This window comes from Pseudomonas sp. D3-10 (genome assembly GCF_051132175.1).
Taxonomy (GTDB): Bacteria; Pseudomonadota; Gammaproteobacteria; order Pseudomonadales; family Pseudomonadaceae; genus Aquipseudomonas.
In genome coordinates, this window is sequence record NZ_CP071668.1 from 2,189,351 (window position 1) to 2,215,292 (window position 25,942).

26 protein-coding genes and 1 pseudogene are annotated in these 25,942 nt (G+C 61.4%); 13 read left to right on the forward strand and 14 right to left on the reverse strand.

Annotated elements, in window-relative coordinates:
* The first annotated feature begins 289 nt into the window (after positions 1 to 289).
* A complete protein-coding gene (gene icd, locus J3P90_RS10070; RefSeq protein ID WP_030141334.1) occupies positions 290 to 1,546 on the forward strand; it encodes an NADP-dependent isocitrate dehydrogenase in 1,257 nt (418 codons plus the stop codon).
* A 73-nt stretch (positions 1,547 to 1,619) separates the two neighbouring features.
* On the opposite strand, the gene cspD is transcribed toward icd, so the two are convergent.
* A complete protein-coding gene (cspD, locus tag J3P90_RS10075; RefSeq protein WP_434676257.1) occupies positions 1,620 to 1,934 on the reverse strand; it encodes a cold shock domain-containing protein CspD in 315 nt (104 codons plus the stop codon).
* Positions 1,935 to 2,161: 227 nt separating this feature from the next.
* Between cspD and clpS the strand changes: the two genes are divergently transcribed.
* The gene (gene clpS, locus J3P90_RS10080) at positions 2,162 to 2,524 is read left to right on the forward strand and encodes an ATP-dependent Clp protease adapter ClpS (protein WP_030141336.1); all 363 of its coding nucleotides are present in this window, start codon (positions 2,162 to 2,164) and stop codon (positions 2,522 to 2,524) included.
* A 29-nt stretch (positions 2,525 to 2,553) separates the two neighbouring features.
* Positions 2,554 to 4,824 carry an ATP-dependent Clp protease ATP-binding subunit ClpA gene (clpA, locus tag J3P90_RS10085; RefSeq protein WP_305495539.1) on the forward strand — a complete coding sequence of 757 codons (2,271 nt, stop codon included), beginning with the start codon at positions 2,554 to 2,556 and terminating at the stop codon, positions 4,822 to 4,824.
* Positions 4,825 to 5,061: 237 nt separating this feature from the next.
* On the opposite strand, the gene infA is transcribed toward clpA, so the two are convergent.
* From infA to trxB, 4 genes are all read right to left on the reverse strand, one after another.
* Entirely contained in the window at positions 5,062 to 5,280 is a 219-nt protein-coding gene (gene infA / locus J3P90_RS10090; RefSeq protein ID WP_002553999.1) for a translation initiation factor IF-1, read from the reverse strand.
* 157 nt (positions 5,281 to 5,437) lie between these two features.
* Positions 5,438 to 6,145: an arginyltransferase gene (locus J3P90_RS10095; protein WP_420765876.1), complete on the reverse strand. Its 708-nt coding sequence runs from the start codon at positions 6,143 to 6,145 to the stop codon at positions 5,438 to 5,440.
* A 56-nt stretch (positions 6,146 to 6,201) separates the two neighbouring features.
* Positions 6,202 to 6,882 (reverse strand): leucyl/phenylalanyl-tRNA--protein transferase, encoded by a 681-nt coding sequence (aat, locus tag J3P90_RS10100; protein ID WP_420765877.1) that lies wholly within the window; start codon positions 6,880 to 6,882, stop codon positions 6,202 to 6,204.
* A 69-nt stretch (positions 6,883 to 6,951) separates the two neighbouring features.
* A complete protein-coding gene (gene trxB, locus J3P90_RS10105) occupies positions 6,952 to 7,911 on the reverse strand; it encodes a thioredoxin-disulfide reductase (RefSeq protein WP_434559583.1) in 960 nt (319 codons plus the stop codon).
* 319 nt (positions 7,912 to 8,230) lie between these two features.
* Here trxB and J3P90_RS10110 point away from each other — a divergent pair, with 319 nt between their 5' ends.
* The 6 genes from J3P90_RS10110 (at position 8,231) to cysG (ending at position 15,876) form a co-directional block, all read left to right on the forward strand.
* Positions 8,231 to 10,639 carry a DNA translocase FtsK gene (locus J3P90_RS10110; RefSeq protein WP_420765879.1) on the forward strand — a complete coding sequence of 803 codons (2,409 nt, stop codon included), beginning with the start codon at positions 8,231 to 8,233 and terminating at the stop codon, positions 10,637 to 10,639.
* 58 nt (positions 10,640 to 10,697) lie between these two features.
* Positions 10,698 to 11,321, forward strand: coding sequence for an outer membrane lipoprotein chaperone LolA (gene lolA / locus J3P90_RS10115; RefSeq protein ID WP_420765880.1), 624 nt, complete (start codon positions 10,698 to 10,700; stop codon positions 11,319 to 11,321).
* A 167-nt stretch (positions 11,322 to 11,488) separates the two neighbouring features.
* Entirely contained in the window at positions 11,489 to 12,814 is a 1,326-nt protein-coding gene (locus tag J3P90_RS10120; RefSeq protein ID WP_420765881.1) for a replication-associated recombination protein A, read from the forward strand.
* A complete protein-coding gene (gene crcB / locus J3P90_RS10125; RefSeq protein WP_207961507.1) occupies positions 12,811 to 13,185 on the forward strand; it encodes a fluoride efflux transporter CrcB in 375 nt (124 codons plus the stop codon). Before J3P90_RS10120 ends, crcB begins: the two co-directional genes overlap by 4 nt.
* A gap of 15 nt (positions 13,186 to 13,200) precedes the next feature.
* The gene (gene serS / locus J3P90_RS10130) at positions 13,201 to 14,481 is read left to right on the forward strand and encodes a serine--tRNA ligase (protein WP_434559579.1); all 1,281 of its coding nucleotides are present in this window, start codon (positions 13,201 to 13,203) and stop codon (positions 14,479 to 14,481) included.
* Positions 14,482 to 15,876, forward strand: a complete 1,395-nt coding sequence (cysG, locus tag J3P90_RS10135; protein WP_420765883.1) for a siroheme synthase CysG — start codon at positions 14,482 to 14,484, stop codon at positions 15,874 to 15,876. It abuts the gene before it with no gap.
* A 138-nt stretch (positions 15,877 to 16,014) separates the two neighbouring features.
* Here cysG and J3P90_RS10140 read toward each other — a convergent pair whose 3' ends face one another.
* The 7 genes from J3P90_RS10140 to J3P90_RS10170 all read right to left on the reverse strand — a co-directional run bounded on the left by J3P90_RS10140 (position 16,015) and on the right by J3P90_RS10170 (position 19,895).
* A complete protein-coding gene (locus J3P90_RS10140) occupies positions 16,015 to 17,001 on the reverse strand; it encodes a glutathione S-transferase family protein (protein WP_434676258.1) in 987 nt (328 codons plus the stop codon).
* A gap of 88 nt (positions 17,002 to 17,089) precedes the next feature.
* Complete coding sequence (locus J3P90_RS10145) at positions 17,090 to 18,091, reverse strand: glycosyl transferase family protein (RefSeq protein ID WP_434648112.1); 1,002 nt, start codon at positions 18,089 to 18,091, stop codon at positions 17,090 to 17,092.
* On the reverse strand, positions 18,088 to 18,423 hold the full coding sequence (locus J3P90_RS10150; protein ID WP_434676259.1) for a TusE/DsrC/DsvC family sulfur relay protein: 336 nt from the start codon (positions 18,421 to 18,423) through the stop codon (positions 18,088 to 18,090). The genes J3P90_RS10145 and J3P90_RS10150 overlap by 4 nt, the downstream gene beginning before the upstream one ends.
* A complete protein-coding gene (gene tusB, locus J3P90_RS10155; RefSeq protein ID WP_434559569.1) occupies positions 18,420 to 18,713 on the reverse strand; it encodes a sulfurtransferase complex subunit TusB in 294 nt (97 codons plus the stop codon). The genes J3P90_RS10150 and tusB overlap by 4 nt, the downstream gene beginning before the upstream one ends.
* A complete protein-coding gene (gene tusC, locus J3P90_RS10160; protein ID WP_434676561.1) occupies positions 18,713 to 19,075 on the reverse strand; it encodes a sulfurtransferase complex subunit TusC in 363 nt (120 codons plus the stop codon). The genes tusB and tusC overlap by 1 nt, the downstream gene beginning before the upstream one ends.
* Positions 19,075 to 19,467: a sulfurtransferase complex subunit TusD gene (tusD, locus tag J3P90_RS10165; RefSeq protein WP_420765889.1), complete on the reverse strand. Its 393-nt coding sequence runs from the start codon at positions 19,465 to 19,467 to the stop codon at positions 19,075 to 19,077. Before tusD ends, tusC begins: the two co-directional genes overlap by 1 nt.
* Positions 19,468 to 19,565: 98 nt before the next feature.
* Entirely contained in the window at positions 19,566 to 19,895 is a 330-nt protein-coding gene (locus J3P90_RS10170; protein WP_434606523.1) for a DUF6388 family protein, read from the reverse strand.
* A 132-nt stretch (positions 19,896 to 20,027) separates the two neighbouring features.
* On the opposite strand from J3P90_RS10170, the gene J3P90_RS10175 reads away from it, so the two are divergent.
* On the forward strand, positions 20,028 to 20,378 hold the full coding sequence (locus J3P90_RS10175; RefSeq protein WP_420765891.1) for a hypothetical protein: 351 nt from the start codon (positions 20,028 to 20,030) through the stop codon (positions 20,376 to 20,378).
* Between the two features lie 55 nt (positions 20,379 to 20,433).
* Here the strand turns inward: J3P90_RS10175 and J3P90_RS10180 are convergent, their stop codons facing one another.
* Positions 20,434 to 20,865, reverse strand: coding sequence for a GNAT family N-acetyltransferase (locus tag J3P90_RS10180; protein WP_420765892.1), 432 nt, complete (start codon positions 20,863 to 20,865; stop codon positions 20,434 to 20,436).
* Between the two features lie 129 nt (positions 20,866 to 20,994).
* Here J3P90_RS10180 and ggt point away from each other — a divergent pair, with 129 nt between their 5' ends.
* The 3 genes and pseudogenes from ggt to J3P90_RS10195 all read left to right on the forward strand — a co-directional run bounded on the left by ggt (position 20,995) and on the right by J3P90_RS10195 (position 24,684).
* Positions 20,995 to 22,722 (forward strand): gamma-glutamyltransferase, encoded by a 1,728-nt coding sequence (ggt, locus tag J3P90_RS10185; RefSeq protein ID WP_434676260.1) that lies wholly within the window; start codon positions 20,995 to 20,997, stop codon positions 22,720 to 22,722.
* A 69-nt stretch (positions 22,723 to 22,791) separates the two neighbouring features.
* Complete coding sequence (locus tag J3P90_RS10190) at positions 22,792 to 24,012, forward strand: helix-turn-helix domain-containing protein (protein ID WP_434676261.1); 1,221 nt, start codon at positions 22,792 to 22,794, stop codon at positions 24,010 to 24,012.
* Between the two features lie 34 nt (positions 24,013 to 24,046).
* A pseudogene (locus tag J3P90_RS10195) lies at positions 24,047 to 24,684 on the forward strand (Vgb family protein).
* Between the two features lie 100 nt (positions 24,685 to 24,784).
* Here the strand turns inward: J3P90_RS10195 and J3P90_RS10200 are convergent.
* The gene (locus J3P90_RS10200) at positions 24,785 to 25,672 is read right to left on the reverse strand and encodes an EamA family transporter (RefSeq protein WP_434564123.1); all 888 of its coding nucleotides are present in this window, start codon (positions 25,670 to 25,672) and stop codon (positions 24,785 to 24,787) included.
* Positions 25,673 to 25,942 lie beyond the last annotated feature (270 nt).

The following is a 25,942-nucleotide window of genomic DNA, read 5'->3' on the forward strand; positions in this document are numbered from 1 at the left end:
ATAGAGCCGTCAGCCGTCGTGACCCTGTGGTCAGCGGCGGCATTATACATAGGTAGCTGGCGATCTGCCGACGGTTCATAGACTTCCGTACACGTCCATTGGTCTAAACGTCGCAGGCCGGGGAGTTGGACTATGCTCGAATTTGGCGCTTTTCCCTTGGTTTTCAGGCTTGTACGCGGCGAACTTGATTAAATTGCCGGGGATGGGCCGAACGTAGGGTTTGCGTGCCGATACAACTGGGGTACGCTCGAACGCAGCCAGATGTTCAATCCAAGCAATGGAGTTCAGCATGGGGTATCAAAAGATTCAGGTTCCGGCCGTCGGTGACAAAATCACCGTCAATGCAGACCATTCTCTTAATGTTCCCGACAATCCGATCATCCCTTTCATTGAAGGCGACGGCATTGGCGTTGATATCAGTCCGGTCATGATCAAGGTGGTGGACGCTGCGGTCGAAAAGGCCTACGGCGGCAAGCGCAAGATTTCCTGGATGGAAGTTTATGCGGGCGAAAAAGCGACCCAGGTCTACGACCAGGACACCTGGCTACCCCAGGAAACCCTGGACGCGGTCAAGGATTACGTGGTTTCCATCAAGGGCCCGCTGACCACGCCGGTCGGTGGCGGTATCCGCTCGCTGAACGTTGCATTGCGCCAGCAGCTCGACCTGTATGTCTGCCTTCGCCCGGTGCGCTGGTTTGAAGGCGTCCCGAGTCCGGTCAAGAAACCGGGCGATGTGGACATGACCATCTTCCGCGAGAACTCCGAGGACATCTACGCCGGTATCGAGTGGAAGGCCGGTTCGGCCGAAGCCACCAAGGTGATCAAGTTCCTCAAAGAGGAAATGGGCGTCACCAAGATCCGTTTCGACGAAGATTGCGGCATCGGCGTCAAGCCGGTCTCCAAGCAGGGCACCAAGCGCCTGGCACGCAAGGCCTTGCAATATGTCGTCGACAATGACCGCGATTCGCTGACTATCGTGCACAAAGGCAACATCATGAAGTTCACCGAAGGTGCCTTCAAGGAATGGGCCTACGAGGTGGCGGCCGAAGAGTTCGGCGCGACCCTGCTCGACGGCGGCCCATGGATGCAGTTCAAGAATCCGAAGACCGGCAAGAATGTCGTGGTCAAGGACGCCATCGCCGACGCCATGCTCCAGCAGATCCTGCTGCGCCCGGCCGAATACGACGTGATCGCGACCCTGAACCTCAACGGCGACTACCTCTCCGATGCCCTGGCGGCTGAAGTGGGCGGTATCGGTATCGCGCCGGGCGCCAACCTGTCCGACACCGTGGCAATGTTCGAGGCCACCCACGGCACCGCGCCTAAATATGCGGGCAAGGACCAGGTCAACCCGGGGTCGTTGATCCTCTCGGCGGAAATGATGCTGCGCCACATGGGGTGGACCGAGGCGGCCGACCTGATCATCAAGGGCACCAACGGCGCGATTTCGGCCAAGACCGTGACCTATGACTTCGAACGCCTGATGGACGGTGCCAAGCTGGTGTCGTCTTCCGGTTTCGGCGATGCGCTGATTTCCCATATGTAAGCGAAGCCTGAACACAAAAATGCCCGGTTCGAGTGATCGAACCCGGGCATTTTTTATGGGTTGGGGCCGGGCTCTAGTGGTCTTCGGTTACCCGCGGCTTGAGGCGGACCTTGATCGGTTCTGGCTTTACGCTGGCCTCGGTGCTGTTGGGGTCGACGTCCACGGCAACCGGGCAAATCTCAACGGCATGTGTACCCTTTGGCCCTTGTATCATGCAGAACGTCACCGGCTGACCTGCCTTCAGGGTTTTATAACCTTCCATCTGGATTACAGAGTAGTGAGCGAAGAGGTCTTCGTCCTTCCCGTCTTGGATAATAAAACCATAGCCCTTGGCATTGTTGAACCACTTGACCTTTCCCTTGACTCGCATACTGGTGGTACCTGACATACCATTTTCCCTCTGCAACACACCCCTGCAACGGAGTATCATCCTGATCATCCGCTGTCGATCAAATAAGAAATCGGATTGACTTTGCGGACCTTTTTAACCCACGGTGGGCTCTATTGGTTGTAACACCGATTCACCGTTAGTCAAGGTGATCGGGCGGTAGCGGTTGAAATCGCTCGCAAGCGGCCCCATCACTGTATTTGCCAACTAAACGAACCTTTCTTTCCATGCATGCAATCAGCCAGATTCGACTAACATTCAATCAGGATCGCCCGGATCAACATGATGACGATTCAGCGGGCATTGCTGTTCAGGAATCAAAGCCCGCTTTACAGGCTCCACCGATGTACAAGGTGGTTTTGTTCAACGATGACTACACACCGATGGATTTCGTCGTCGAAGTGCTCGAGGTGTTTTTTAACCTGAATCGCGAGCTGGCGACCAAGGTCATGCTGGCCGTTCATACAGAGGGACGGGCAGTATGTGGTGTGTTTACCCGCGACATTGCGGAGACCAAGGCCATGCAGGTCAACCAGTACGCCCGGGAAAGCCAGCATCCGCTACTCTGTGAAATCGAGAAGGACGGTTAACGCCGACCACTTGGGTATGAGGTGAAGCCATGTTAAACCGCGAGCTCGAAGTCACCCTCAATCTTGCCTTCAAGGAGGCTCGTTCGAAGCGTCATGAATTCATGACCGTCGAGCACCTGCTGTTGGCCCTATTGGATAACGAGGCTGCCGCCACCGTTTTGCGTGCCTGCGGCGCGAACCTCGACAAACTCAAGCATGACCTGCAGGAGTTCATCGACTCCACCACGCCACTGATCCCCGTCCACGACGAGGATCGCGAAACCCAGCCAACCCTGGGATTCCAGCGTGTGCTGCAGCGTGCTGTCTTTCATGTGCAGAGCTCGGGCAAGCGCGAAGTCACCGGCGCCAACGTGCTGGTTGCCATTTTCAGCGAGCAGGAAAGCCAAGCGGTGTTCCTGCTCAAGCAACAGAGCGTTGCGCGTATCGATGTCGTCAACTACATCGCCCATGGCATCTCGAAAGTGCCGGGGCATGGCGATCATTCCGAAGGTGAGCAGGACATGCAGGATGACGAGGGCGGCGAGTCTTCTTCATCAGGCAATCCGCTGGACGCGTATGCCAGCAATCTGAACGAACTGGCTCGCCAGGGCCGTATCGACCCGCTGGTCGGGCGCGAGGCGGAAGTCGAGCGCGTTGCGCAGATCCTGGCCCGGCGCCGCAAGAACAACCCATTGCTCGTAGGCGAAGCGGGCGTGGGCAAGACCGCGATCGCTGAAGGCCTGGCCAAGCGCATCGTCGATAACCAGGTGCCAGACCTGCTGGCCAACAGCGTGGTGTATTCCCTCGACCTGGGTGCCTTGCTGGCCGGTACCAAATACCGGGGCGATTTCGAGAAGCGCTTCAAGGCGTTGCTCGGCGAACTGAAAAAACGTCCGCAGGCGATCCTGTTCATCGACGAAATCCACACCATTATCGGTGCCGGGGCGGCGTCGGGCGGGGTCATGGATGCGTCCAACCTGCTCAAGCCGCTGCTGTCCTCGGGCGATATCCGTTGCATCGGCTCGACCACGTTCCAGGAATTCCGTGGGATTTTCGAGAAGGACCGTGCGTTGGCCCGGCGTTTCCAGAAGGTCGACGTGTCGGAGCCTTCGGTGGAAGACACCATCGGTATCCTGCGTGGCCTGAAAGGGCGTTTCGAGTTGCATCACAGCATCGAATACAGTGACGAGGCATTGCGCGCTGCCGCCGAACTGGCGTCGCGCTACATCAACGATCGGCACATGCCGGACAAGGCCATCGATGTCATCGACGAGGCGGGCGCCTATCAGCGGCTGCAACCGGTGGAGAATCGAGTCAAGCGCATCGACGTGCCGCAAGTCGAGGACATCGTCGCGAAAATCGCGCGGATTCCGCCAAAACACGTCACCAGCTCCGACAAGGAATTGCTGCGTAACCTGGAGCGTGACCTGAAGCTGACGGTGTTCGGCCAGGATGCGGCCATCGACTCGCTGTCGACCGCGATCAAACTGTCCCGCGCGGGACTCAAGTCGCCGGACAAGCCGGTCGGTTCATTCCTGTTCGCCGGGCCTACCGGTGTCGGCAAGACCGAGGCGGCGCGGCAGTTGGCCAAGGCGCTGGGGATCGAGTTGGTGCGCTTCGACATGTCCGAGTACATGGAGCGTCATACCGTATCGCGTCTGATCGGTGCGCCTCCAGGCTATGTCGGTTTCGACCAGGGTGGTCTCTTGACCGAGGCAATCACCAAGCAGCCTCACTGCGTGCTGTTGCTCGATGAGATCGAGAAGGCGCATCCGGAAGTCTTCAACCTGCTGCTGCAGGTCATGGACCACGGTACGCTGACCGATAACAACGGGCGCAAGGCGGATTTCCGCAACGTGATCATCATCATGACCACGAACGCCGGTGCCGAAACCGCCGCGCGCGCTTCGATCGGTTTCACCCATCAGGACCACTCGTCCGATGCGATGGAAGTGATCAAGAAGAGCTTCACGCCTGAATTCCGCAACCGCCTGGACACCATTATCCAGTTTGGTCGCCTCAGTCATGAGGTCATCAAAAGCGTGGTGGACAAGTTCCTTACCGAACTCCAGGCGCAGCTCGAAGACAAGCGTGTGCTGTTGGAGGTCACCGATGCGGCGCGCAGCTGGCTCGCGGAAGGTGGTTACGATGTGACGATGGGCGCAAGGCCAATGGCTCGCTTGATTCAGGACAAGATCAAGCGTCCGCTGGCCGAGGAGATCCTGTTTGGCGAACTGGCCGAGCATGGCGGTGTGGTTCACATCGACATCAAGGACGGCGAGCTGACCTTCGACTTCGAAACCACGGCCGAGATGGCTTGATCGTTAGCTGCAGCAAAATAAAAAGGCGCCGAAAGGCGCCTTTTTGCTGTCCAGCCCAAATCCTTGTGGGAGCGAGCTTGCTCGCGATGGCGGAGGATCGGTCAACATCAATACCGACTGTGACGACGCTATCGCGAGCAGGCTCGCTTCCACAGGATCTGTGTGATGTGGATGGTTGGAGCAAAACCCAGGCAAACAAAAACGCCCGACATGAGCCGGGCGTTTTGTATTGACTTGTTAGCGAGCGCGGTAAGTAATGCGCCCTTTGCTCAAGTCATAGGGCGTCAGCTCGACGCGCACTTTGTCACCGGTAAGAATACGAATGTAGTTCTTGCGCATCTTGCCGGAGATATGCGCGGTTACGACGTGCCCATTTTCCAACTCCACACGAAACATGGTGTTGGGCAGGGTGTCGACGACAGTGCCTTCCATTTCGAAGCTGTCTTCTTTCGACATGCAGTAAAGCCCTCGGTATCCAGTGAATGGCCCGGTGCAACTGCGCCAGGCAAAAGCGGCGTGCATTGTGCCCGAAAAAGGGGGGGCAAGCCAAGGGGTTCTTAGGAGTAACTCAATGAATGCGGCGCATGGATAAGGCGCAAACTACGAGCGGCCCCTAGTTCAGGACAACCCACCGCTGGTTGATCAACAATTCAATGGGCCGATATTGGGTCTTGTAGTTCATTTTTTTGCAGTTCTTGATCCAGTAGCCCAGGTACACCGCTTCCAGGCCCAGGCGCCGGCATTCGTTGATCTGCCAAAGGATCGCGAACCGTCCCAGGCTGCGCTTTTCCTCGTTGGGCTCATAAAAGGTGTAGACCGCCGAAAGGCCGTTGGGCAACAGGTCGGTGACGGCGATGGCCACCAGCCGCCCGTCGAGGCGGAACTCATAGAAACGCGAGAACGGCAGGTCGCGCACCAGGAAGGTCGAGAATTGGTCCCGGCTGGGCGGGTACATGTCGCCATCGGCGTGGCGCTGTTCGATGTAGCGCTGGTACAGGTCGAAATATTCTTCGCTGAACTGCGGTTTGGCCGGGCGCACCTGCAAATCGGCGTTGCGCTTGAAAATACGCTTCTGCTGCCGGTTCGGGGTAAAGCGGGCCACGGGAATGCGCGCCGGCACGCACGCATTGCAATGCTGGCAATGGGGCCGGTAGAGGTGATCGCCGCTGCGACGAAACCCCATCTCCGACAGGTCTGCATAGACATGCACATCCATGGGCTGGCTGGGATCGAGGAACAGGGTCGTGGCCTGCTCCTCTGGCAGGTAGCTGCAAGAGTGAGGTTGAGTGGCATAAAACTTCAAGCGCGCCAACTCGGTCATGATCAACCCTCGGGATAAACTTCAATTCAAGTGTAAGCCAGGAGCGCGAATATCGCTCAGCAAACCCAGGTGGCATGGTTGGGTTGGTCCAGATGGGCCTTCAAGTAAGCCGCGAACTCGGTTCGCGGAATCGGCCGCGCGCCCAGGCTATGCAAATGCTCGGTGGGCATCTGGCAGTCGATCAGGACGAAACCCGCCTCCTTGAGGTGTTGGACCAGGGTTGCGAAGCCGAATTTCGACGCATTGTCGGCGCGACTGAACATGGACTCGCCAAAAAACAACTGACCCATTGCCAAGCCATACAGGCCGCCGACCAGCGTGCCTTGATCCCAGACTTCCACGGAATGGGCGAAGCCGCGTCGGTGCAGTTCCAGATAGGCGGTCTGCATGGCGTCGGTGATCCAGGTGCCATCAGCATAATCCCGGGGCGCGGCGCAGGCCTGGATGACCCCGGCGAAATCCCGGTCGAACGTCACTTCATAGCGCTGCTTGCGCAACAGCTTGCCCAGGCTGCGCGATACATGCAGCTCGTCGGGAAACAGCACCGTGCGCGGGTCCGGCGACCACCACAGGATCGGCTGGCCTTCGGAGAACCATGGAAAGCAGCCGTGGCGATAGGCCTGGATCAAGCGGTCGGCGGACAGGTCCCCGCCGGCGGCGAGCAGGCCGTTGGGGTCGCGCATGGCTTTTTCCAGTGGCGGAAAATCGAAAGTGTTGCGTTGTAACCAAGTCAGCATCGTTGTCCGGGCTTGCAGAAGGGGAGGGCGGGGCTCCAGATCAGCCAGAGCCCGCCTAGAGGTTAACCGTCAAACGGCCGGGATGTCATCGAGATACTTCTCTGCGTCCAGGGCGGCCATGCAGCCGGCGCCGGCCGAAGTAATGGCCTGGCGATAGACATGATCGGCCACATCGCCAGCGGCAAACACGCCTTCGATGTCGGTGGCCGTGGCATTGCCGTCGCTGCCGCCGCGCACGATCAGGTAACCATCGCGCATCGTCAGTTGGCCCTGGAACAGGTCGGTATTGGGTTTGTGCCCGATGGCGATGAAGACGCCGGCCAGCGACAACGTGCTGGTTTCACCGGTCTCGCTGTGCCGCAGGCGCGCGCCGGTCACGCCGCTGGCATCGCCCAGGACCTCGTCCAGGTTCTGGTTCCAGTGCAAACGGATATTGCCATTGGCGGCTTTCTCGAAGAGTTTGTCTTGCAAGATCTTTTCGGAGCGCAACTTGTCCCGCCGGTGAATCAAATGCACCTCCTTGGCGATATTCGACAGGTACAGGGCTTCTTCCACGGCGGTGTTGCCGCCACCGACCACCGCCACCACCTGGTTTCGGTAGAAAAAACCATCGCAGGTCGCGCAGGCTGAAACACCTTTGCCAGCGAAGGTTTCCTCCGACGGCAGGCCGAGGTACTGGGCTGAGGCGCCGGTGGCGATGATCAGTGCGTCGCAGGTGTAGGTGCCGCTGTCACCGATCAATTCGAACGGACGTTGTTGCAACTTGGCGGTGTGAATATGGTCGTAGACGATCTGCGTGTCGAAGCGCTCGGCGTGCCGTTGCATGCGCTCCATCAGCACGGGGCCGGTCAGGCCTTCGACGTCGCCGGGCCAGTTATCGACTTCGACCGTGGTGGTGAGCTGGCCACCGGCCTGTATGCCGGTGATGACAACGGGTTTGAGGTTGGCACGGGCCGCATAGACAGCAGCGCTGTACCCTGCAGGGCCGGAACCGAGAATAATCAGGCGTGAATGCTTCGCTTCGCTCATAAAAACACCTCATAAGCCTTTGTCACAAAAGAGAATGCATGCTCAAATTGGCGCCCAAGACCCCCTGATCATGGCTATGCTGTCGCCAAGCGCGCGGGCAATGCCTTGGGCATGACAAACCCGTACAATGCTTGGGTTTTGAACGCAGGATGAGCAAAAGATCAAATCTTCAGCGACTCCTGTGGTTTTCCGGACGCATGCCACAGTGGTAAAAGTAGTACCGGTTGAGCACATTCACTTTTTTTACCTGCTCGTCATGGGCAGTTTTTCATAGTCATTCAACAGATGGACGCGCCTTGGGCGCAGGAAAATAAGCGTTTTGAAGAAATCCACCGCAGCACCCAAGACAGTCGTTCCGCTCTGGCGCCAACAATTGCACTACCGGCTCAAGGAAGGTGCGTTGATCGCCATCGGTGCCTTGTGCCTGTTCCTGATGATGGCCTTGCTGACCTACGGCAAGGACGATCCGGGCTGGAGCCACAACAGCAAGATCGAAGACGTGCAGAATTTCGGCGGTCCGGCCGGTTCCTACAGCGCCGACATCCTGTTCATGGTGCTGGGCTATTTCGCCTATATCTTCCCGCTGCTGCTGGCGATCAAGACGTACCAGATATTCCGCCAGCGCCATGAGCCCTGGCAGTGGAGCGGCTGGCTGTTCTCCTGGCGCCTGATCGGCCTGGTCTTCCTGGTGCTGTCGGGAGCCGCGCTGGCCCATATTCATTTCCACGCCCCCACTGGCCTGCCCGCAGGGGCGGGTGGCGCACTGGGTGAAAGCCTCGGCGACCTGGCCCGCAATGCCCTGAACATCCAGGGCAGCACGCTGCTGTTCATCGCCTTGTTCCTGTTTGGCCTGACGGTATTCACCGACCTGTCGTGGTTCAAGGTGATGGACGTCACCGGCAAGATCACCCTTGACCTCATTGAATTGATCCAGGGCGCGCTGAACCGTTGGTGGGCGGCGCGCAACGAACGCAAGCAACTGGTGGCGCAACTGCGTGAAGTCGACGACCGCGTCCATGACGTTGTGGCGCCGACGGTGACTGACAAACGCGAGCAGGCCAAGGTCAAGGAGCGCCTGATCGAACGCGAGCAGGCCCTGAGCAAGCACATGTCCGAGCGCGAAAAGCAGGTGCCGCCGGTCATCACCATGGCCCCGGCCAAGCCGCCGGAGCAAAGCAAGCGCGTGCAGAAAGAGAAACAGGCACCGCTGTTCGTCGACAGCGCGGTGGAAGGCACCTTGCCGCCGATCTCGATCCTCGACCCGGCCGAGAAGAAACAGCTCAACTATTCCCCCGAGTCCTTGGCGGCCGTCGGGCATTTGCTCGAAATCAAGCTCAAGGAGTTCGGTGTGGAGGTCTCGGTGGATTCGATCCACCCGGGCCCGGTCATCACCCGTTACGAAATCCAGCCGGCCGCCGGCGTGAAGGTCAGCCGTATCGCCAACCTGGCGAAGGACCTGGCGCGCTCGCTCGCCGTGACCAGCGTGCGGGTGGTGGAGGTGATTCCCGGCAAGACCACCGTGGGCATCGAGATTCCCAACGAAGACCGGCAGATTGTGCGCTTCTCCGAAGTACTGTCGACGCCGGAATATGACAACCACAAGTCGCCGGTCACCTTGGCCTTGGGTCACGACATCGGCGGCAAGCCGGTCATCACCGACCTGGCGAAAATGCCCCACCTGCTGGTGGCCGGTACCACCGGCTCCGGTAAGTCGGTGGGCGTGAACGCGATGATCCTTTCGATCCTGTTCAAGTCCGGCCCGGAAGACGCCAAGCTGATCATGATCGACCCGAAGATGCTCGAATTGTCGATCTACGAAGGCATCCCGCACCTGCTGTGCCCGGTGGTCACCGACATGAAGGACGCGGCCAACGCCTTGCGCTGGAGCGTTGCCGAGATGGAGCGCCGCTACAAGCTCATGGCGAAGATGGGCGTGCGCAACCTGTCGGGCTTCAACGCCAAGGTCAAGGAAGCCGAGGAAGCCGGTACACCGCTGAGCGACCCGCTGTATCACCGCGAAAGCATCCACGACGAAGCGCCGCTGCTGCATAAGCTGCCGACCATCGTCGTGGTGGTGGACGAATTCGCCGACATGATGATGATCGTCGGCAAGAAGGTCGAAGAACTGATCGCCCGTATCGCCCAGAAGGCCCGTGCGGCCGGTATCCACCTGATCCTCGCCACGCAGCGACCATCGGTGGACGTGATCACCGGCCTGATCAAGGCCAACATCCCGACCCGCATGGCGTTCCAGGTGTCGAGCAAGATCGACTCGCGGACCATCATCGACCAGGGCGGCGCCGAGCAATTGCTGGGTCACGGTGACATGCTCTACATGCCGCCCGGCACGAGCCTGCCGATCCGTGTCCACGGCGCGTTCGTCTCCGACGATGAAGTACACCGCGTGGTGGAAGCCTGGAAATTGCGCGGCGCGCCTGAATACAACGACGACATCCTCAACGGTGTCGAAGAAGCAGGCAGCGGTTTTGAAGGCAGCAGCGGTGGAGGCGGTGATGATGACGCAGAGACCGACGCGCTTTATGACGAAGCGGTGCAGTTCGTGCTCGAAAGCCGCCGTGCCTCGATTTCCGCCGTGCAGCGCAAGCTGAAGATCGGCTACAACCGCGCCGCTCGCATGATCGAGGCCATGGAAATGGCTGGGGTCGTGACGGCCATGAACACCAACGGTTCGCGCGAAGTGCTCGCGCCTGGCCCGATGCGCGACTGATTACCCGGGCGACGTGACGATGCGTCGCTCGAACCCCCACGAATTCATGAGGACTCCCATGCGCCTGATTCGCATGTTGCTGTTGCCCGTACTGGCCTTGTCTACTTTTTCGGCCCACGCCGGCGAAAAGGACGTGGCCCGCCTGACCCAGTTGCTGGGCGGCTCCCAGACCCTGACTGCGCGTTTTTCCCAGTTGACCCTCGACGGCAGTGGCACCCAGCTGCAGGAAACCGCCGGTGAAATGGCCCTTCAGCGTCCTGGCCTGTTCTATTGGCACACCGATGCTCCCGCCGAACAACTGATGGTTTCAGACGGCAAGAAAGTCTCGCTGTGGGACCCGGACCTGGAGCAGGTGACCATCAAGACTCTTGACCAGCGCCTGACCCAGACGCCAGCGTTGCTGCTGTCCGGTGACATCTCGGAGATCAGCCAGAGCTTCGACATTACCTCCAAGGAAGCCGGCGGGGTGATCGACTTCACCCTCAAGCCCAAGACCAAGGACAGCCTGTTCGACAGCCTGCGCCTGTCGTTCCGCAACGGCCTTGTTAACGACATGCAGCTGATCGACAGCGTTGGCCAGCGCACCAACATCCTGTTCACCGGGGTCAAGGCCAATACGCCGATCGCCGCGTCCAAGTTCAAGTTCGACATCCCCAAGGGTGCGGATGTGATCCAGGAATAACCCAATGGCCCCTGTGGGAGCGAGCCTGCTCGCGATGGCGGCGGATCAGTTGGAATTGATGTGACTGACCCACCGCTATCGCGAGCAGGCTCGCTCCCACAATGGATTGTGGTGTTCAATCAACTAACTGATCGGCAACAGGACCCTGCGGAGGTTTTGTAGTAATCATGGACCTGTTTCGAAGCGCCCCGATTGCCCAGCCATTGGCCGCCCGCTTGCGCGCGACCAACCTGGATGAGTATGTCGGTCAGGAACACGTGCTCGCTCGCGGTAAGCCTCTGCGCGAAGCCTTGGAGCAGGGTGCCTTGCACTCGATGATTTTCTGGGGGCCGCCGGGCGTGGGCAAGACCACCCTGGCGCGGCTGCTGGCGGAGGTTTCTGACGCGCATTTCGAAACGGTCTCGGCGGTGCTGGCCGGGGTCAAGGAGATCCGCCAGGCCGTGGAAATCGCCAAGCAACAGGCCGGCCAGTACGGCAAGCGCACCATCCTGTTCGTCGACGAAGTACACCGGTTCAACAAATCCCAGCAGGACGCTTTCCTGCCCTATGTGGAAGACGGCACGCTGATATTCATCGGCGCCACCACCGAAAATCCTTCGTTCGAACTCAACAACGCCTTGCTGTCGCGGGCGCGGGTCTATGTGCTCAAGAGCCTCGATGAAACCGCGATGCGCAAGCTGGTGCATCGCGCGCTGACCGAAGAGCGGGGCTTGGGCAAGCGCCAGCTCAGCCTCAGCGATGAAGGTTTCCAGATACTCTTCAGCGCCGCCGACGGCGATGGTCGACGGCTGCTCAACCTGCTGGAAAACGCCTCGGACCTGGCCGAAGACAACAGCGAGATCGGAGTCGAGCTGCTGCAAAGCCTGCTGGGCGATACCCGCCGACGTTTCGACAAGGGCGGCGAGGCGTTCTACGACCAGATCTCGGCGCTGCACAAGTCCATCCGCGGTTCCAACCCCGATGCCGCGTTGTATTGGTTTGCGCGGATGATCGACGGTGGTTGCGATCCGCTGTACCTGGCTCGGCGGGTGGTGCGCATGGCCAGCGAGGACATCGGCAACGCCGACCCTCGGGCCCTGAGCCTGTGCCTGGCGGCCTGGGACGTGCAGGAGCGCCTCGGCAGCCCGGAGGGCGAGCTCGCCGTGGCCCAGGCCATCACTTACCTGGCCTGCGCACCGAAGAGCAACGCCGTGTACATAGGCTTCAAGGCCGCGATGCGCAGCGCCACCGAACACGGCTCCCTCGAAGTACCGCTGCACCTGCGCAACGCACCGACCAAGCTCATGAAACAGTTAGGTTATGGCGATGAATACCGCTATGCCCACGATGAGCCCGACGCTTATGCCGCCGGCGAAGACTATTTTCCCGAAGAACTCGAACCCCAGCGCTTCTACCAGCCCGTACCTCGAGGCCTTGAGTTGAAGATTGGCGAAAAGCTCAACCATTTGGCCCAGCTGGACCGATTGAGTCCACGACAGCGGAGAAAACCGTGATCCCCTTGATTCTCGCAGTCTCCGCTGGGGGCGTTGCCGGTACGTTGTTGCGTTTCGCCACGGGTAACTGGATCAGTGCAAATTGGCCGCGGCACTTCTATACCGCGACGCTGGCCGTTAATATCGTGGGCTGTCTGCTGATCGGCGTTCTTTACGGCCTGTTTTTGATTCGTCCCGAGGTGCCCATCGAGGTGCGCGCGGGGTTGATGGTCGGCTTTCTTGGCGGCCTGACGACTTTTTCATCTTTTTCACTGGATACGGTGCGCCTGCTGGAAAGCGGGCAGGTGCCGCTGGCCCTGGGCTATGCGGCCATCAGCGTGTTCGGCGGGCTGCTCGCCACCTGGGCCGGCCTGTCCTTGACCAAACTTTGATAACGAGAGACCGACATGCTCGATTCCAAACTGTTACGTAGCAACCTTCAGGACGTAGCGGACCGCCTGGCTTCCCGTGGCTTTGCCCTGGACGTCGCGCGCATCGAAGCGCTGGAAGAACAGCGCAAGACCGTCCAGACCCGCACCGAGGCCCTGCAGGCAGAACGTAACGCGCGCTCCAAGTCCATCGGCCAGGCCAAGCAGCGTGGCGAAGACATCGCGCCGCTGATGGCCGATGTCGAGCGCATGGCGGGCGAGTTGAGCGCCGGCAAGGTCGAGCTGGACGCGATCCAGACCGAGTTGGATTCGATCCTGTTGGGCATTCCGAACCTGCCTCACGAGTCGGTGCCGGTCGGTGAAGACGAAGACGGCAACGTTGAAGTACGCCGCTGGGGTACGCCGAAAACCTTCGATTTCCCCGTGCAGGACCACGTGGCCCTGGGCGAGAAATTCGGCTGGCTCGACTTCGAAACCGCCGCCAAGTTGTCGGGCGCGCGTTTTGCCCTGTTGCGCGGGCCGATTGCCCGTCTGCATCGGGCGCTGGCGCAGTTCATGATCAATCTGCACGTCACCGAGCACGGCTACGAAGAGGCCTACACGCCGTACCTGGTCCAGGCCCCGGCCCTGCAAGGCACCGGCCAGTTGCCAAAGTTCGAGGAAGACCTGTTCAAGATCGGTCGCGACGGCGAAGCCGACCTGTACCTGATCCCCACTGCCGAAGTGTCGCTGACCAACATCGTCGCGGGCGAAATCGTCGATGCCAAGCAACTGCCGATCAAGTTCGTTGCCCATACGCCGTGCTTCCGCAGCGAAGCCGGCGCGTCGGGCCGTGATACCCGCGGCATGATTCGCCAGCACCAATTCGACAAGGTCGAAATGGTGCAGATCGTCGAGCCGTCCAAATCCATGGAAGCCCTGGAAAGCCTGACCGCCAACGCCGAAAAGGTTCTGCAACTGCTGGAGTTGCCGTATCGCACCCTGGCGCTGTGCACCGGCGACATGGGTTTCAGCGCGGTCAAGACCTATGACTTGGAAGTCTGGATCCCGAGCCAGGACAAGTACCGCGAGATTTCGTCGTGCTCCAACTGTGGCGACTTCCAGGCCCGCCGCATGCAGGCGCGTTTCCGCAACCCGGAAACCGGCAAGCCGGAACTGGTCCACACCCTCAACGGCTCCGGCCTGGCGGTGGGTCGTACGCTGGTGGCGGTGCTGGAGAACTACCAGCAGGCCGACGGCTCGATCCGTGTGCCCGAGGTGCTGAAACCGTACATGGGCGGCATCGAGGTCATCGGCTAAATGGACTATTTGCCACTGTTCCACAACCTGCGCGGCAGCCGCGTGCTGGTGGTTGGCGGCGGGGAGATTGCCTTGCGCAAGTCTCGCCTGCTGGCCGATGCCGGCGCATTGTTGCGGGTGGTCGCACCCGAGATCGAACCGCAGTTGCGGGAACTGGTCGGTGGCAGCGGCGGCGAATGTGTCCTGCGGGGCTACGTGGAAGCGGACTTGGACGGTTGTGGCCTGGTCATCGCCGCCACGGATGACGAACCGCTCAATGCCCAGGTCTCGGCGGACGCCCACAAGCGCTGCGTACCGGTCAACGTGGTGGACGCGCCGGCCCTGTGCAGCGTGATTTTTCCGGCCATCGTCGACCGTTCGCCCCTGGTGATCGCGGTGTCCAGTGGCGGCGATGCCCCGGTGCTGGCGCGGCTGATCCGCGCCAAGCTGGAGACCTGGATTCCGTCGACCTACGGGCAGTTGGCCGGTTTGGCGGCGCGCTTTCGCAATCAGGTCAAAGGCTTGTTTCCCGATGTCCAGCAACGGCGGGCCTTCTGGGAAGAAGTGTTCCAAGGCCCCATCGCCGACCGCCAATTGGCCGGGCAGGGCGCCGAAGCCGAGCGGCTGTTGCGGGAAAAGATTGACGGCCAGGCGCCGAATGCGCCGGGTGAGGTCTATCTGGTGGGCGCCGGGCCGGGTGATCCCGACCTGCTGACGTTCCGCGCCCTGCGCCTGATGCAACAGGCGGACGTGGTGCTGTACGACCGTCTGGTGGCGCCGGCCATCCTCGAACTGTGCCGCCGCGACGCCGAACGGGTCTACGTCGGCAAGCGCCGCTCCGAGCACGCCGTGCCCCAGGACCAGATCAACCAGCAACTGGTGGACCTGGCCCGGCAAGGTAAACGTGTGGTGCGGTTGAAGGGCGGCGATCCTTTTATCTTCGGTCGTGGTGGCGAAGAGATCGAAGAGCTGGCGGCCCATGGCATCCCGTTCCAGGTGGTCCCGGGCATCACTGCCGCCAGTGGCTGCGCGGCCTACGCCGGGATTCCGCTGACCCATCGCGATTATGCCCAGTCGGTGCGCTTCATTACCGGTCATCTAAAGGACGGCACCAGCGACTTGCCATGGGCCGATCTTGTCTCGCCAGCACAGACGTTGGTGTTCTATATGGGCTTGGTGGGGCTGCCGGTGATTTGCAACGAGCTGATCAAGCACGGTCGCGCGGCGGACACGCCGGCGGCGTTGATCCAGCAAGGCACGACTTCAAACCAGCGCGTTTTCACCGGCACGTTGGCGGACCTGCCACGGCTGGTGGCGGAGCATGAAGTCCATGCGCCGACGTTGGTGATTGTTGGCGAAGTGGTGCAGTTACGCGAGAAGCTGGCTTGGTTTGAAGGGGCTCAGGGGCAGGTTTGAAGACCGCGTCGCCTCCTTCGCGAGCAGGCTCGCTCCCACAGGGGCTGTGTGCAACCACAGATTTTGTGGTTCAACACGAATCAAATGTGGGAACGAGCCTGCTCGCGATTGGCCTTCAGAGGCAATAAAGATTGCGGCTCAGCTCTCAGCCCGAAGCCAAATCCCTTTCCCGCTCAACCTCTCTCGATCGTGGGCCACCGTGAAATCCTGCTCCGGCCCCTTGGGCACGATCCCATTCGGGTTGATGGTCTTGTGGCTGCCGTAGTAGTGCCGCTGGATATGGGTGAAGTTCACGGTCTCGGCAACGCCCGGCCACTGATACAGCTCGCGCAGCCAGTTCGACAGGTTCGGGTAATCGGCGATGCGGCGTAGGTTGCATTTGAAGTGGCCGAAATACACCGCGTCGAAACGAATCATCGTAGTGAACAAGCGGATATCCGCTTCGGTCAGGTATTCACCCGCCAGGTAGCGACGGGTTTGCAGCAAGGCTTCCACTCGGTCCAGTTCGACAAACAGTTGATCGAAGGCTTCTTCATAAGCGGCCTGGGTCGTCGCGAACCCCGCACGGTATACGCCGTTGTTCACCGCTGGGTAGATGCGCTCGTTCAACCCATCGATCTCGTGGCGCAGGTGCTCGGGATACAGGTCCAGGTCGTTGCCGGTCAGGCCATCGAACGCGCTGTTGAACATGCGGATGATTTCCGCCGATTCGTTATTGACGATGCGCCGTTGCTGTTTGTCCCACAGCGCCGGAACGGTCACCCGGCCGGTATAATCCGGTGTGTCGGCGGTGTAGCGCTGGTGCAGGAAGCTCAGGTTGTCCAGGTTGTCGCCGGTCGAGCCGTGGGCCTTGTCGAACGTCCAGCCGTTTTCCAGCATCAGATAGCTGACCACCGAAACGTCGATCAGCGCTTCCAGGCCCTTGAGCTTGCGAAAGATCAGCGTGCGGTGCGCCCAGGGGCAGGCCAGGGAGACATACAAATGGTAGCGCCCGGCCTCGGCGGGGAAACTGCTTTTGCCGTCGGCGGTGATCCAGTCGCGGCGTTGCGCCTGCTCACGCTGGAAACTGCCGTCCTTGCTTTCATACCACTGGTCCTGCCAGCGACCCTCGACCAACAAACCCATCTGAACGTCCTCTCTCAATAATCATTGGAGACGAGTCTATTCCGATAGGTTCGAACTAATAGCGCAAAGGTTGGGCGTCGATGATCGACTAAATCGATCTATCGCGCGCATCCCAATACTGCCGGGCCTTGTCGAACGCTGCTTCTCGGGTCAGGCCCAAACCGCGCAAGGCCAGGGCCATGGTGGCGATCAGCGCCAGCTGCGGATAACTGTCCTCGAGGTCACCGCGCCATACCGCTTTCAAATGCTCGGGGTCGAGGCGCTCCGGCTTGACGTGGCGCTGTTCGGACAGTCGCGGCCATTCTTCATCCCAACTGGCGCCGCCGGTGGTGCCGTACAAATGGCTGTCGGCGTCGGGGTTGATCTCGATCTCACCGCCGTCGCCCTTGATCACGATGCTGGTGTCGCCCAGTAGTCCGCTGGCCTCGCGATGCACGGCCTGGTAGCCGGGATGGAAGATGCTTTGCAGGCCGCAACGCGCACCCAACGGGTTGAGAATGCGCGCCAGGGAATGAATCGGCGAGCGCAAGCCCAGCGTGTTGCGCAGGTCGATCATGCGCTGCATTTGCGGCGCCCAGTCCACCAGCGGCATGAAGGCCAGGCCGCCGTTGTCCAGCGCCGCGCCGACCTGCTGCCAGTCGCGGCACAAGGGGATGACCAGCAAATCCAGCAGCTGTTCCGTGTAGAGCCGGCCCGCCGTGTGGGCGCCGCCGCCGTGCATGAAGATTCGCACACCGTTTTGCCCGAGGCATTTGGCGGCCAACAGATACCAGGGCAGATGACGCTTCTTTCCGGCGTAGGTTGGCCAGTCGAGGTCTACCGCCATGGCCGGGATAACCAGGCGCTGACGCAGGGCGTCGGTAAACCCGGCCATTTCCTCAGCGCTTTCTTCCTTGTGCCGCAACAGCATGAGGAACGCGCCCAGTTGGGTTTCTTCGACCCGCTCATCCAGCACCATGCCCATGGCCTCCCGCGCTTCGTCACGGGTGAGGTTACGGGCGCCGCGCTTGCCCTTGCCAAGGATGCGCACGAACTGGGCGAACGGGTGTTCGGCAGGGGTTTGGAGGGTCAATGCTGGAAAGTCGGTCATAGGCAATTCGTCGGTTTGGGCAGGCCCGCCAGCTTGGCGGCGAGTTTGGCGGGAGTGCCTTTGAACAATCGGTTCAGGTGCAGGCTGTTGCCTTTATCCGCTCCCAGTTTCAGCGCGGTGTACTTGATCAGCGGGCGGGTGGCCGGAGACAACTGGAACTCAGCGTAGAACGCGCGCAGCAGTTCGAGGATTTCCCAGTGTTCGGGGCTCAGCTCGATGTCTTCGGCGGTGGCCAGGGCCGTGGCCACGTCGGCGGACCACTCATTGAGATCAGCCAGGTAGCCATCCTTGTCCAGCGCAATGCTGCACTCGCCCACGTTCAGGGTCTTCATAGCCAGCTGTTGACCTTGTCGTGCTGGATCGAGAGCTCGACGAAGGCCGCATAATCGATGGCCTCGGCCCAGTCCGGAATGGGCAGGGCGCGGGCCTGTGCATCTTCGGCCAAGATGAACACCTTGGCGCCGCCGGCCCGCAGCGTGTCGAACGGCACGGTACCGGTTCGCAGCGCATACGTTGCGTCGCCGCACAGCAGCAGCGCGTCTTGGCTTCCCAGGATCCGCAGGCAACTGGCGAGGCGGCTGTCGCCGAAAGGGGAATGAGACAACACATGCAAAGTCGACATCAGAGGGTAATCACCTGGTCGTAACGGTCAATGAGCGCGGCGATGTCCGCAGCGCCCAGCGCTTTGAGGTCGTCCAGCGCCAGGGCATCGACGGCGAGACCGCGCTGTACGGCGCTGTCGGCGCAGACGAACAGGTCTTCGACGCCAAACATCGGCAACGCCTGCAAGTTGGCGCTCAAGTCTTTTTGCCGGACGGCCTTGGCATCCTGACCGGCGGCGAGCTGGAACACGCCGTCATCGAGAAACAGCAGACCGATGGGCAGGTCGAAGGCGCCGCCGGCCAACACGATGTCCAGCGCTTCCCGGGCACCGGGGCCGGACCAGGGGGCCTGGCGGCTGATGAGCAACAAAGACTTGGCCATCATGTGCCTCCAAAACAGATCAAGCGGTCGGCGTCCTGGATCGCATCGTGCAACTGGCCCAGCCCGGACAACGCCCACGGCGCTTGGACACTGGCCGCCGAACGCTGGTAACGCTGGGCTTCTTCCTCGTTAAGCACGCCACGGCGCAACGCCGCCGCAATGCACACCACGCCGTCGAGCTGGTGCTCGCTGACGAAGGCGCGCCATTGCTGGGGCAGGTCTTGCTCGTCCTGGGGCGTGACGACGCTGTTGGCGGCGTTGTAGACGCCGTCCTGGTAGAAAAACAGCCGCACGATCTCATGCCCACCGGCCAAAGCTGCCTGGGCAAACAGCAAGGCGCGGCGCGAGGAGGGCGCGTGGGCGGCGGAAAACAGCGCGATGGCGAACTTCATGACAGACCCGATCAGCGAAACTGCGGCCATGATAATGCTTTATGGGCGGTGGGGCGATTCTCAGAGCATGCGTGAGCACCTGGCCCAAAGCCTCAACCTCAGGGCTCGAGGCCATACAGCTCGCAATACTCCGGCCATTCCATTCCTGCCATCTCCGCCACTTCCTTGTGAACTTCCATGCGTTGGGCCTGGTAGTCCTCGGCTGAATCGGTCGTCAGCAGCAGCGTCAGTTCCCAGGCGAACAATCCGGCGCTCTCGGCCTCGGCTTCGAAGGCTTCATGCAACCGCTCGGCGCGGTACTGCGCGGCGGTTTCGCCCTTGGCTTGGGCCAGCAGCGGGTTGAGGTTGTCCAGTTCGTCGCGCAGCTCGGGGCGTTGCTCGAGAAAAATCTGCAGGGCTCGTTCGTGTTGCTGTTCGGTTGTCGCCATGGTCGCTCCTGGGTCAATGATCTGACAGGTTGCGTGAATAGATAGCCGTTGTCGCGCGCAAATTTCAATCATGGCGCACGGCAACGAGCGGCGCAGTGCTACAGTCGGTTTTTTTCCAGAAGAGTGAATGCAATGCGAATGCTGATGGTGGCCGTGGCCGCAACCCTGCTGGCCGGCTGCGCGGGTTCGGCGATGGAGCAGGCCCGGACCCAAGCCCCCTACAAGACCCTGTCCTCGGACAAGCCGGAACAGAACGTCGCCCAATGCGTGAAGTTTGCCTGGGAAGACGAAGCGGCGTTCGGGGTCGATGCCGGCGCCTATCTGCAGCCCGGCAAGCAAGGCGGCTCGACGGTGTACACCCGATCGGCCGAGTCGTTTGTGGATCTGCAAGCCAGCGCCACGGGCACGGCGCTGAATTATTACGCCAAGCATGATGATTTTGTCGCCAAGCGCCGGTTGGCGGCGTTGGCGACGTGTCTCTAAGCCGATAAACCGAGGTGTTTGCCTTCGCGAGCAGGCTCGCTCCCATAGGTTGAGCTTAATTCTCGAGATCCAGGCGCTTCTGGAAAAAGTAGCGCCGGTGACCCGGCGGATAGTCATCGATCTGGCCGCACTGGGTGAAACCCTGTCTGCGATAGAAATCCGGAGCCTGGAAGTCGAAGGTGTCGAGCCAGATGCCCACGCAATCCTTTTCCCTGGCCAGTTGTTCGGCCATGCGCATCAATTCCGAGCCCGTGCCCTGGCCGCGCGCCTGTTCGGGCACCACCAGTAATTCGATATAGAGCCAACGAAAAAATACCCGGCCATACAGGCCGCCAACGATTTCATCGTGCTCGTCGCGCACCAGCCAGGCGACCGCTTCCGGTGCGCTTCCACCGGTCTGGGCGGTGTTATAGGCGCGTAGCGGCGCGAGGATGGCCTGGCGTTCTTCATCGGTTGGAGCGTCCGTGCGGTCGATTCGCAGCGTCATCGGCGATGTCCTTGTGCGGGGATGATCAAGCACGCGAGCCTACAGGAAACGAGCATATTGTTTAAACCGAGCCATACTCCTGTGTGCTTTTGAAGCGATCCCGACCCTAAAACAAGAAGAGACCGACTCATGAAGTTCCAATCCCTGGCCCGGACCCTCGTCGCCACCTCGCTTTCCCTTTATTGTCTGACTGCCCACGCCGCGTCCCAGGCCCCGGTTGCCGCCGAGAACGGCATGGTGGTGACGGCCCAACACCTGGCGACCCATGTCGGCGTCGATGTGCTCAAGAACGGTGGCAATGCCGTTGATGCGGCAGTGGCGGTGGGCTACGCCCTGGCGGTGGTTTATCCCGCGGCGGGTAACCTGGGTGGTGGCGGTTTCATGACCTTGCAGATGGCCGACGGCCGCAAGACCTTCCTGGATTTCCGTGAAAAAGCCCCCCTGGCCGCCACGGCCGACATGTACCTGGACAAGGCAGGCAACGTCATCCCCGAGCTCAGCACGCGCGGCCATTTGGCAGTAGGCGTACCCGGCACCGTGTCTGGCATGGAACTGGCGCTGAAGAAATACGGCAGCAAACCCCGGGCGGAATTGATCGCGCCGGCGATCAAGTTCGCCGAGGACGGTTTTGTCCTGGAACAGGGCGACGTGGATCTGCTGGAAACCGCCACGGATGTCTTCAGGAAAGATGCGCGCGATTCCGGCGTAATCTTCCTGCACAACGGCGAGCCGATGCAGGTCGGCCAGAAGCTGGTGCAGAAAGACCTCGCCAGGACCCTGCGGGAGATTTCCGACAAGGGTGCCGACGGCTTCTATAAAGGCTGGGTCGCCGATGCGCTGGTGACGTCCAGCCAGGCCAACAAAGGCATCATCACCCAGGCCGACCTGGACAAGTACAAGACCCGTGAACTGGCGCCGGTCGAGTGCGACTATCGCGGCTATCACATCATTTCCGCGCCGCCACCCAGTTCAGGTGGCGTGGTGCTTTGCCAGATCATGAACATCCTCGATGGCTATCCGATGAAAGACCTGGGTTTCCATTCGGCCCAAGGCATGCACTACCAGATCGAAGCCATGCGTCACGCCTATGTCGACCGCAACAGCTACCTGGGCGACCCGGACTTCGTGCAGAACCCCATCGATCATCTGCTGGACAAGAATTACGCCGCGAAACTGCGCGCCGCCATCGAGCCGCAGAAAGCCGGCGACTCCCAGAAGATCAAGCCCGGCGTGGCGCCCCACGAGGGCAGCAACACCACCCATTATTCGATCGTCGATCAATGGGGCAACGCCGTCTCCGTCACTTACACCCTCAACGACTGGTTCGGTGCCGGCGTGATGGCGAGCAAGACCGGGGTGATCCTCAACGATGAAATGGATGACTTCACCTCCAAGGTCGGCGTGCCCAACATGTACGGCCTGGTGCAGGGCGAGGCCAATGCCATCGCGCCGGGCAAGGCGCCGCTGTCGTCCATGAGCCCGACCATCGTAACCAAGGACGGCAAGACCGTGATGGTTGTCGGCACGCCGGGCGGCAGCCGCATCATCACGGCGACTTTGCTGACCATCCTCAACGTGATCGACTACGGCATGAACTTGCAGGAAGCCGTCGACGCGCCGCGCTTCCATCAACAGTGGATGCCGGAGGAGACCAATCTGGAAACCTTCGCGGCCAGCCCCGATACCCTCAAGTTGCTGGAAAGCTGGGGCCATAAGTTTGCTGGGCCGCAGGACCCCAACCACATCGCCGCGATCCTCGTGGGCGCGCCGTCGTTGGGTGGCAAGCCGGTGGGCAAGAACCGTTTCTACGGTGCCAACGACCCGCGTCGCAACACGGGGTTGTCGTTGGGCTATTGACCGTTCAACGAGGGATCAGGCTGCGCGGGGCAGTGGAAGAGAGCGCCCTTGCCATGAAGGTCATTGACCGTGGATGAGGCGATTGGCGCGGCGGCGCGCGCATTGGCGGCTGGTGATCCCGTGGCGGCGCTCAATCGTGTCGCCCTGCGCAATGATGCCCCGGCCCTCGCGCTCCGCGGCATCGCCATGGCGCAGTTGGGGGACCTGGAAAAAGCCAGGGGCCTGTTGCGCCGGGCAGGTTCGGCCTTCGGATCCACGGACGTCGTGGCACGGGCGCGCTGTGTCGTGGCCGAAGGTGAAATCGCCTTGGCCTCTCGTGACCTTTCCTGGCCGCCGAAACGCCTCGACGCCGCCCGTACGGTGCTCGAAGCTCACGGCGATCGGGCCAACGCCGGTCATGCACGGATCATCGAGATCCGCCGCCTGTTGCTGATCGGTCGACTCGACGAGGCGCAACTCAAGCTCATCGACCTGGAGCCCGCCGGCTTGCCGTTGGCGTCCTGGGCGGTGTGCCAGTTGGTGGCTGCGGGAATTGCCATGCGACGGCTGCAAGCGCACACCGCCCGTGAGGCTTTGGAACTGGCCGGGCAAGCCGCGCAACAAACAGGGATCAGCGCGTTGAACGGAGAAATCGACAACGCCTGGCGGATGCTGAGTATGCCCGCAGCCCGGCTGATCGCTCGAGGCGAAGAGCGTTTGCTGGTGCTGGAAGAGGTGCAATCGCTGCTGGCCGGCCCGGCGCTGGTTGTGGATGCCTGCCGGTTCGGTATCCGCTGCGCGGGCGTCCAGGTCGTGCTTGTACGGCGGCCGGTGCTGTTTGCCCTGGCCCGTGGGTTGGCCCAGGCTTGGCCCGGCGATGCGTCGAGGGAAGCGCTCATGACCCAAGCCTTTGGTTTGAAATTGACGGACGAGACCCATCGCGCCCGGTTGCGGGTTGAAATGGGACGGTTGCGAGGGGCGCTGCGCCCAATGGCTGGTGTAGTCGCAACCCGGCGCGGTTTCAGGTTGTCGCCACACCATGCCCAGGAAGTCGTGATCCTGGCGCGGGTCGTTGAGGAGCCCCACGGGGCGGTGCTGGCATTGTTGGCGGATGGTGAAGCCTGGTCCAGTTCGGCCCTGGCGCTGGCCTTGAGCACCAGCCAGCGCAGCGTGCAACGAGCCTTGGAAAACCTGGCTGCTTGCGGCAAGGCGCAGTCGTTCGGTCGCGCACGGGCCCGGCGCTGGACAGTACCGTCAATGCCCGGATTCGCGACCGTATTGTTACTCACTGCACTGCCGTTCGATGGTTAGGATGCAAGCACACCCACCGATGAGGCGATGTGAGATGAAACGTTCAGAGGCACAAATCCTGCGTGAATACGGCCCGTTCCCTGGCGTCGATTGCGTCCACGGCGTGAGCCATGACGGCGAGCGCGTCTGGTTCGCCTCGGGCGAAAAGCTTCACGCCTTCGATCCCGCCAGTGGCCAAACCGTGCAAACCCTCGACGTCCCGGCGAACGCCGGCACCGCGTTCGATGGCCAGCATCTGTTCCAGATCGCCGGCGACAGCATCCGCAAGATCGATCCGCGCACTGGCCAGGTACTGGCGACGATTCCGGCCCCCAACAGTGGCGATGACTCCGGGCTGGCCTGGGCCGAGGTTCGCTCTGGGTCGGTCAGTACAAGGCGCGCAAGATCCTGCAGATCGATCCGGCCGACGGCAGGATTGTGCGTACGATCGAATCCAACCGTTTCGTCACGGGCGTGACTTGGGTCGATGGCGAGCTGTGGCATGGCACCTGGGAAAACGACGATAGCGAATTGCGGCGTATCGATCCGCAAACGGCGCAAGTACTGGAAAGCGTGACGATGCCGCCGGGGGCCGGCGTGTCGGGGCTGGAGTCCGACGGCGCGGACCGATTTTTCTGCGGCGGGGGTGGCAGCAGCAAGGTAAGGGCGGTGCGTCGGCCGGCTCGAGATTGAACGACCGCCCCCCCGTGGCGAGAGAGCTTGCTCCCGCTGGACCGCGCAGCGGGCCCAAACTCTTTGGGCCTGCTACGCACTAGAGCGCCAGTCAATCAGTTCAATCGTGTGCAGCCACCGGCGCCTTGACCCGCTCGGCCTTGCGCCAGGTCAGCAATACGATGCCGGTCACCACGATCGCGCCGCCCAGGATCTGCCCCGGGTTGAGCATCTGGTCCAGCACCAGCCAGCCGATCAACAGTGTCGCCAGCGGCTCGATGTTCATCACCGGGGCGTTGCGCGGCATGTCCAGGCGTGGCACGCACATGAACAAAACGATGAACCCCGTCCCATAAAGCACCACCAGGGTGGCGAGCGCGAACCAACCGGTGCTGCTGGCGGGCAGGTCGAGGCCGCCGGGCAGGGCGCCGGTCAGGCCGGCGAGGTTGACGCTGCTGAATACAATGAAAATCGTCAGCAGGCTGCGCACCGATCCGCGCACCTGGGACAACTTGTGATCGGTGATCCACAACGCACAAGCGAAGACGCACGCGGCGCAGAAGGCCAGGCCAACCCCCAACAGCCACTGCGGGCCGACGTCTGCCTGGGAGGCCAACCGCGTCGGCACTTCCAGCACGAACACCAGACCCACCAGGATCATGCCCATCAGTGCCGCCGTCCGGGCGGTGGGGCGCGGGCCGCCTAGGGCCCAAGTCAACAGGGCCAGGAGGATCGGGAACACGTTGCCCACCAATAGCGCCAGCGCCACCGGAACCCGGGCCACGGCGGAATACAGGCATAGGCTCTGGGCGCCGATCAGCACGCCCAGCAGCAACTGCCAGCGCCAGGCGCCGGCGGGCAAGCGAAGGCTTTGCCGTTGCCACAACACCATCGCCGCCAGTACCAGCAACGTTCCGCCCGAGCGCAGCAGGATCGCCAGCAGCACGCCGGCGCCATCATCGAACGCCGCCCGCGCGGCGACATGGTTGCCGGCAAAGGCGCACCCCATGCAAAGCAAGACAAGCACGGCGATATGGCGGGGAAAGGGAACAGGGGTATTGGATGCGGCGGTGGAGCGGGTCATGGCAGGACATCTCAAAGGGGAGTGAATTAAGCCCTTCAAAGGGCTTTTTGATTTTGTTGTCGTACAACCTGGGTCGGATTTTTACCCCATATGGCAGGAGCGAACAAGCCTGGCGCAAACCCTGATTCGGTGCAGATCAGTAATACTGGCGTGTTCAAGGCGGTTTCGCATCGTCGAGGATCAGGCCGCAAGTCC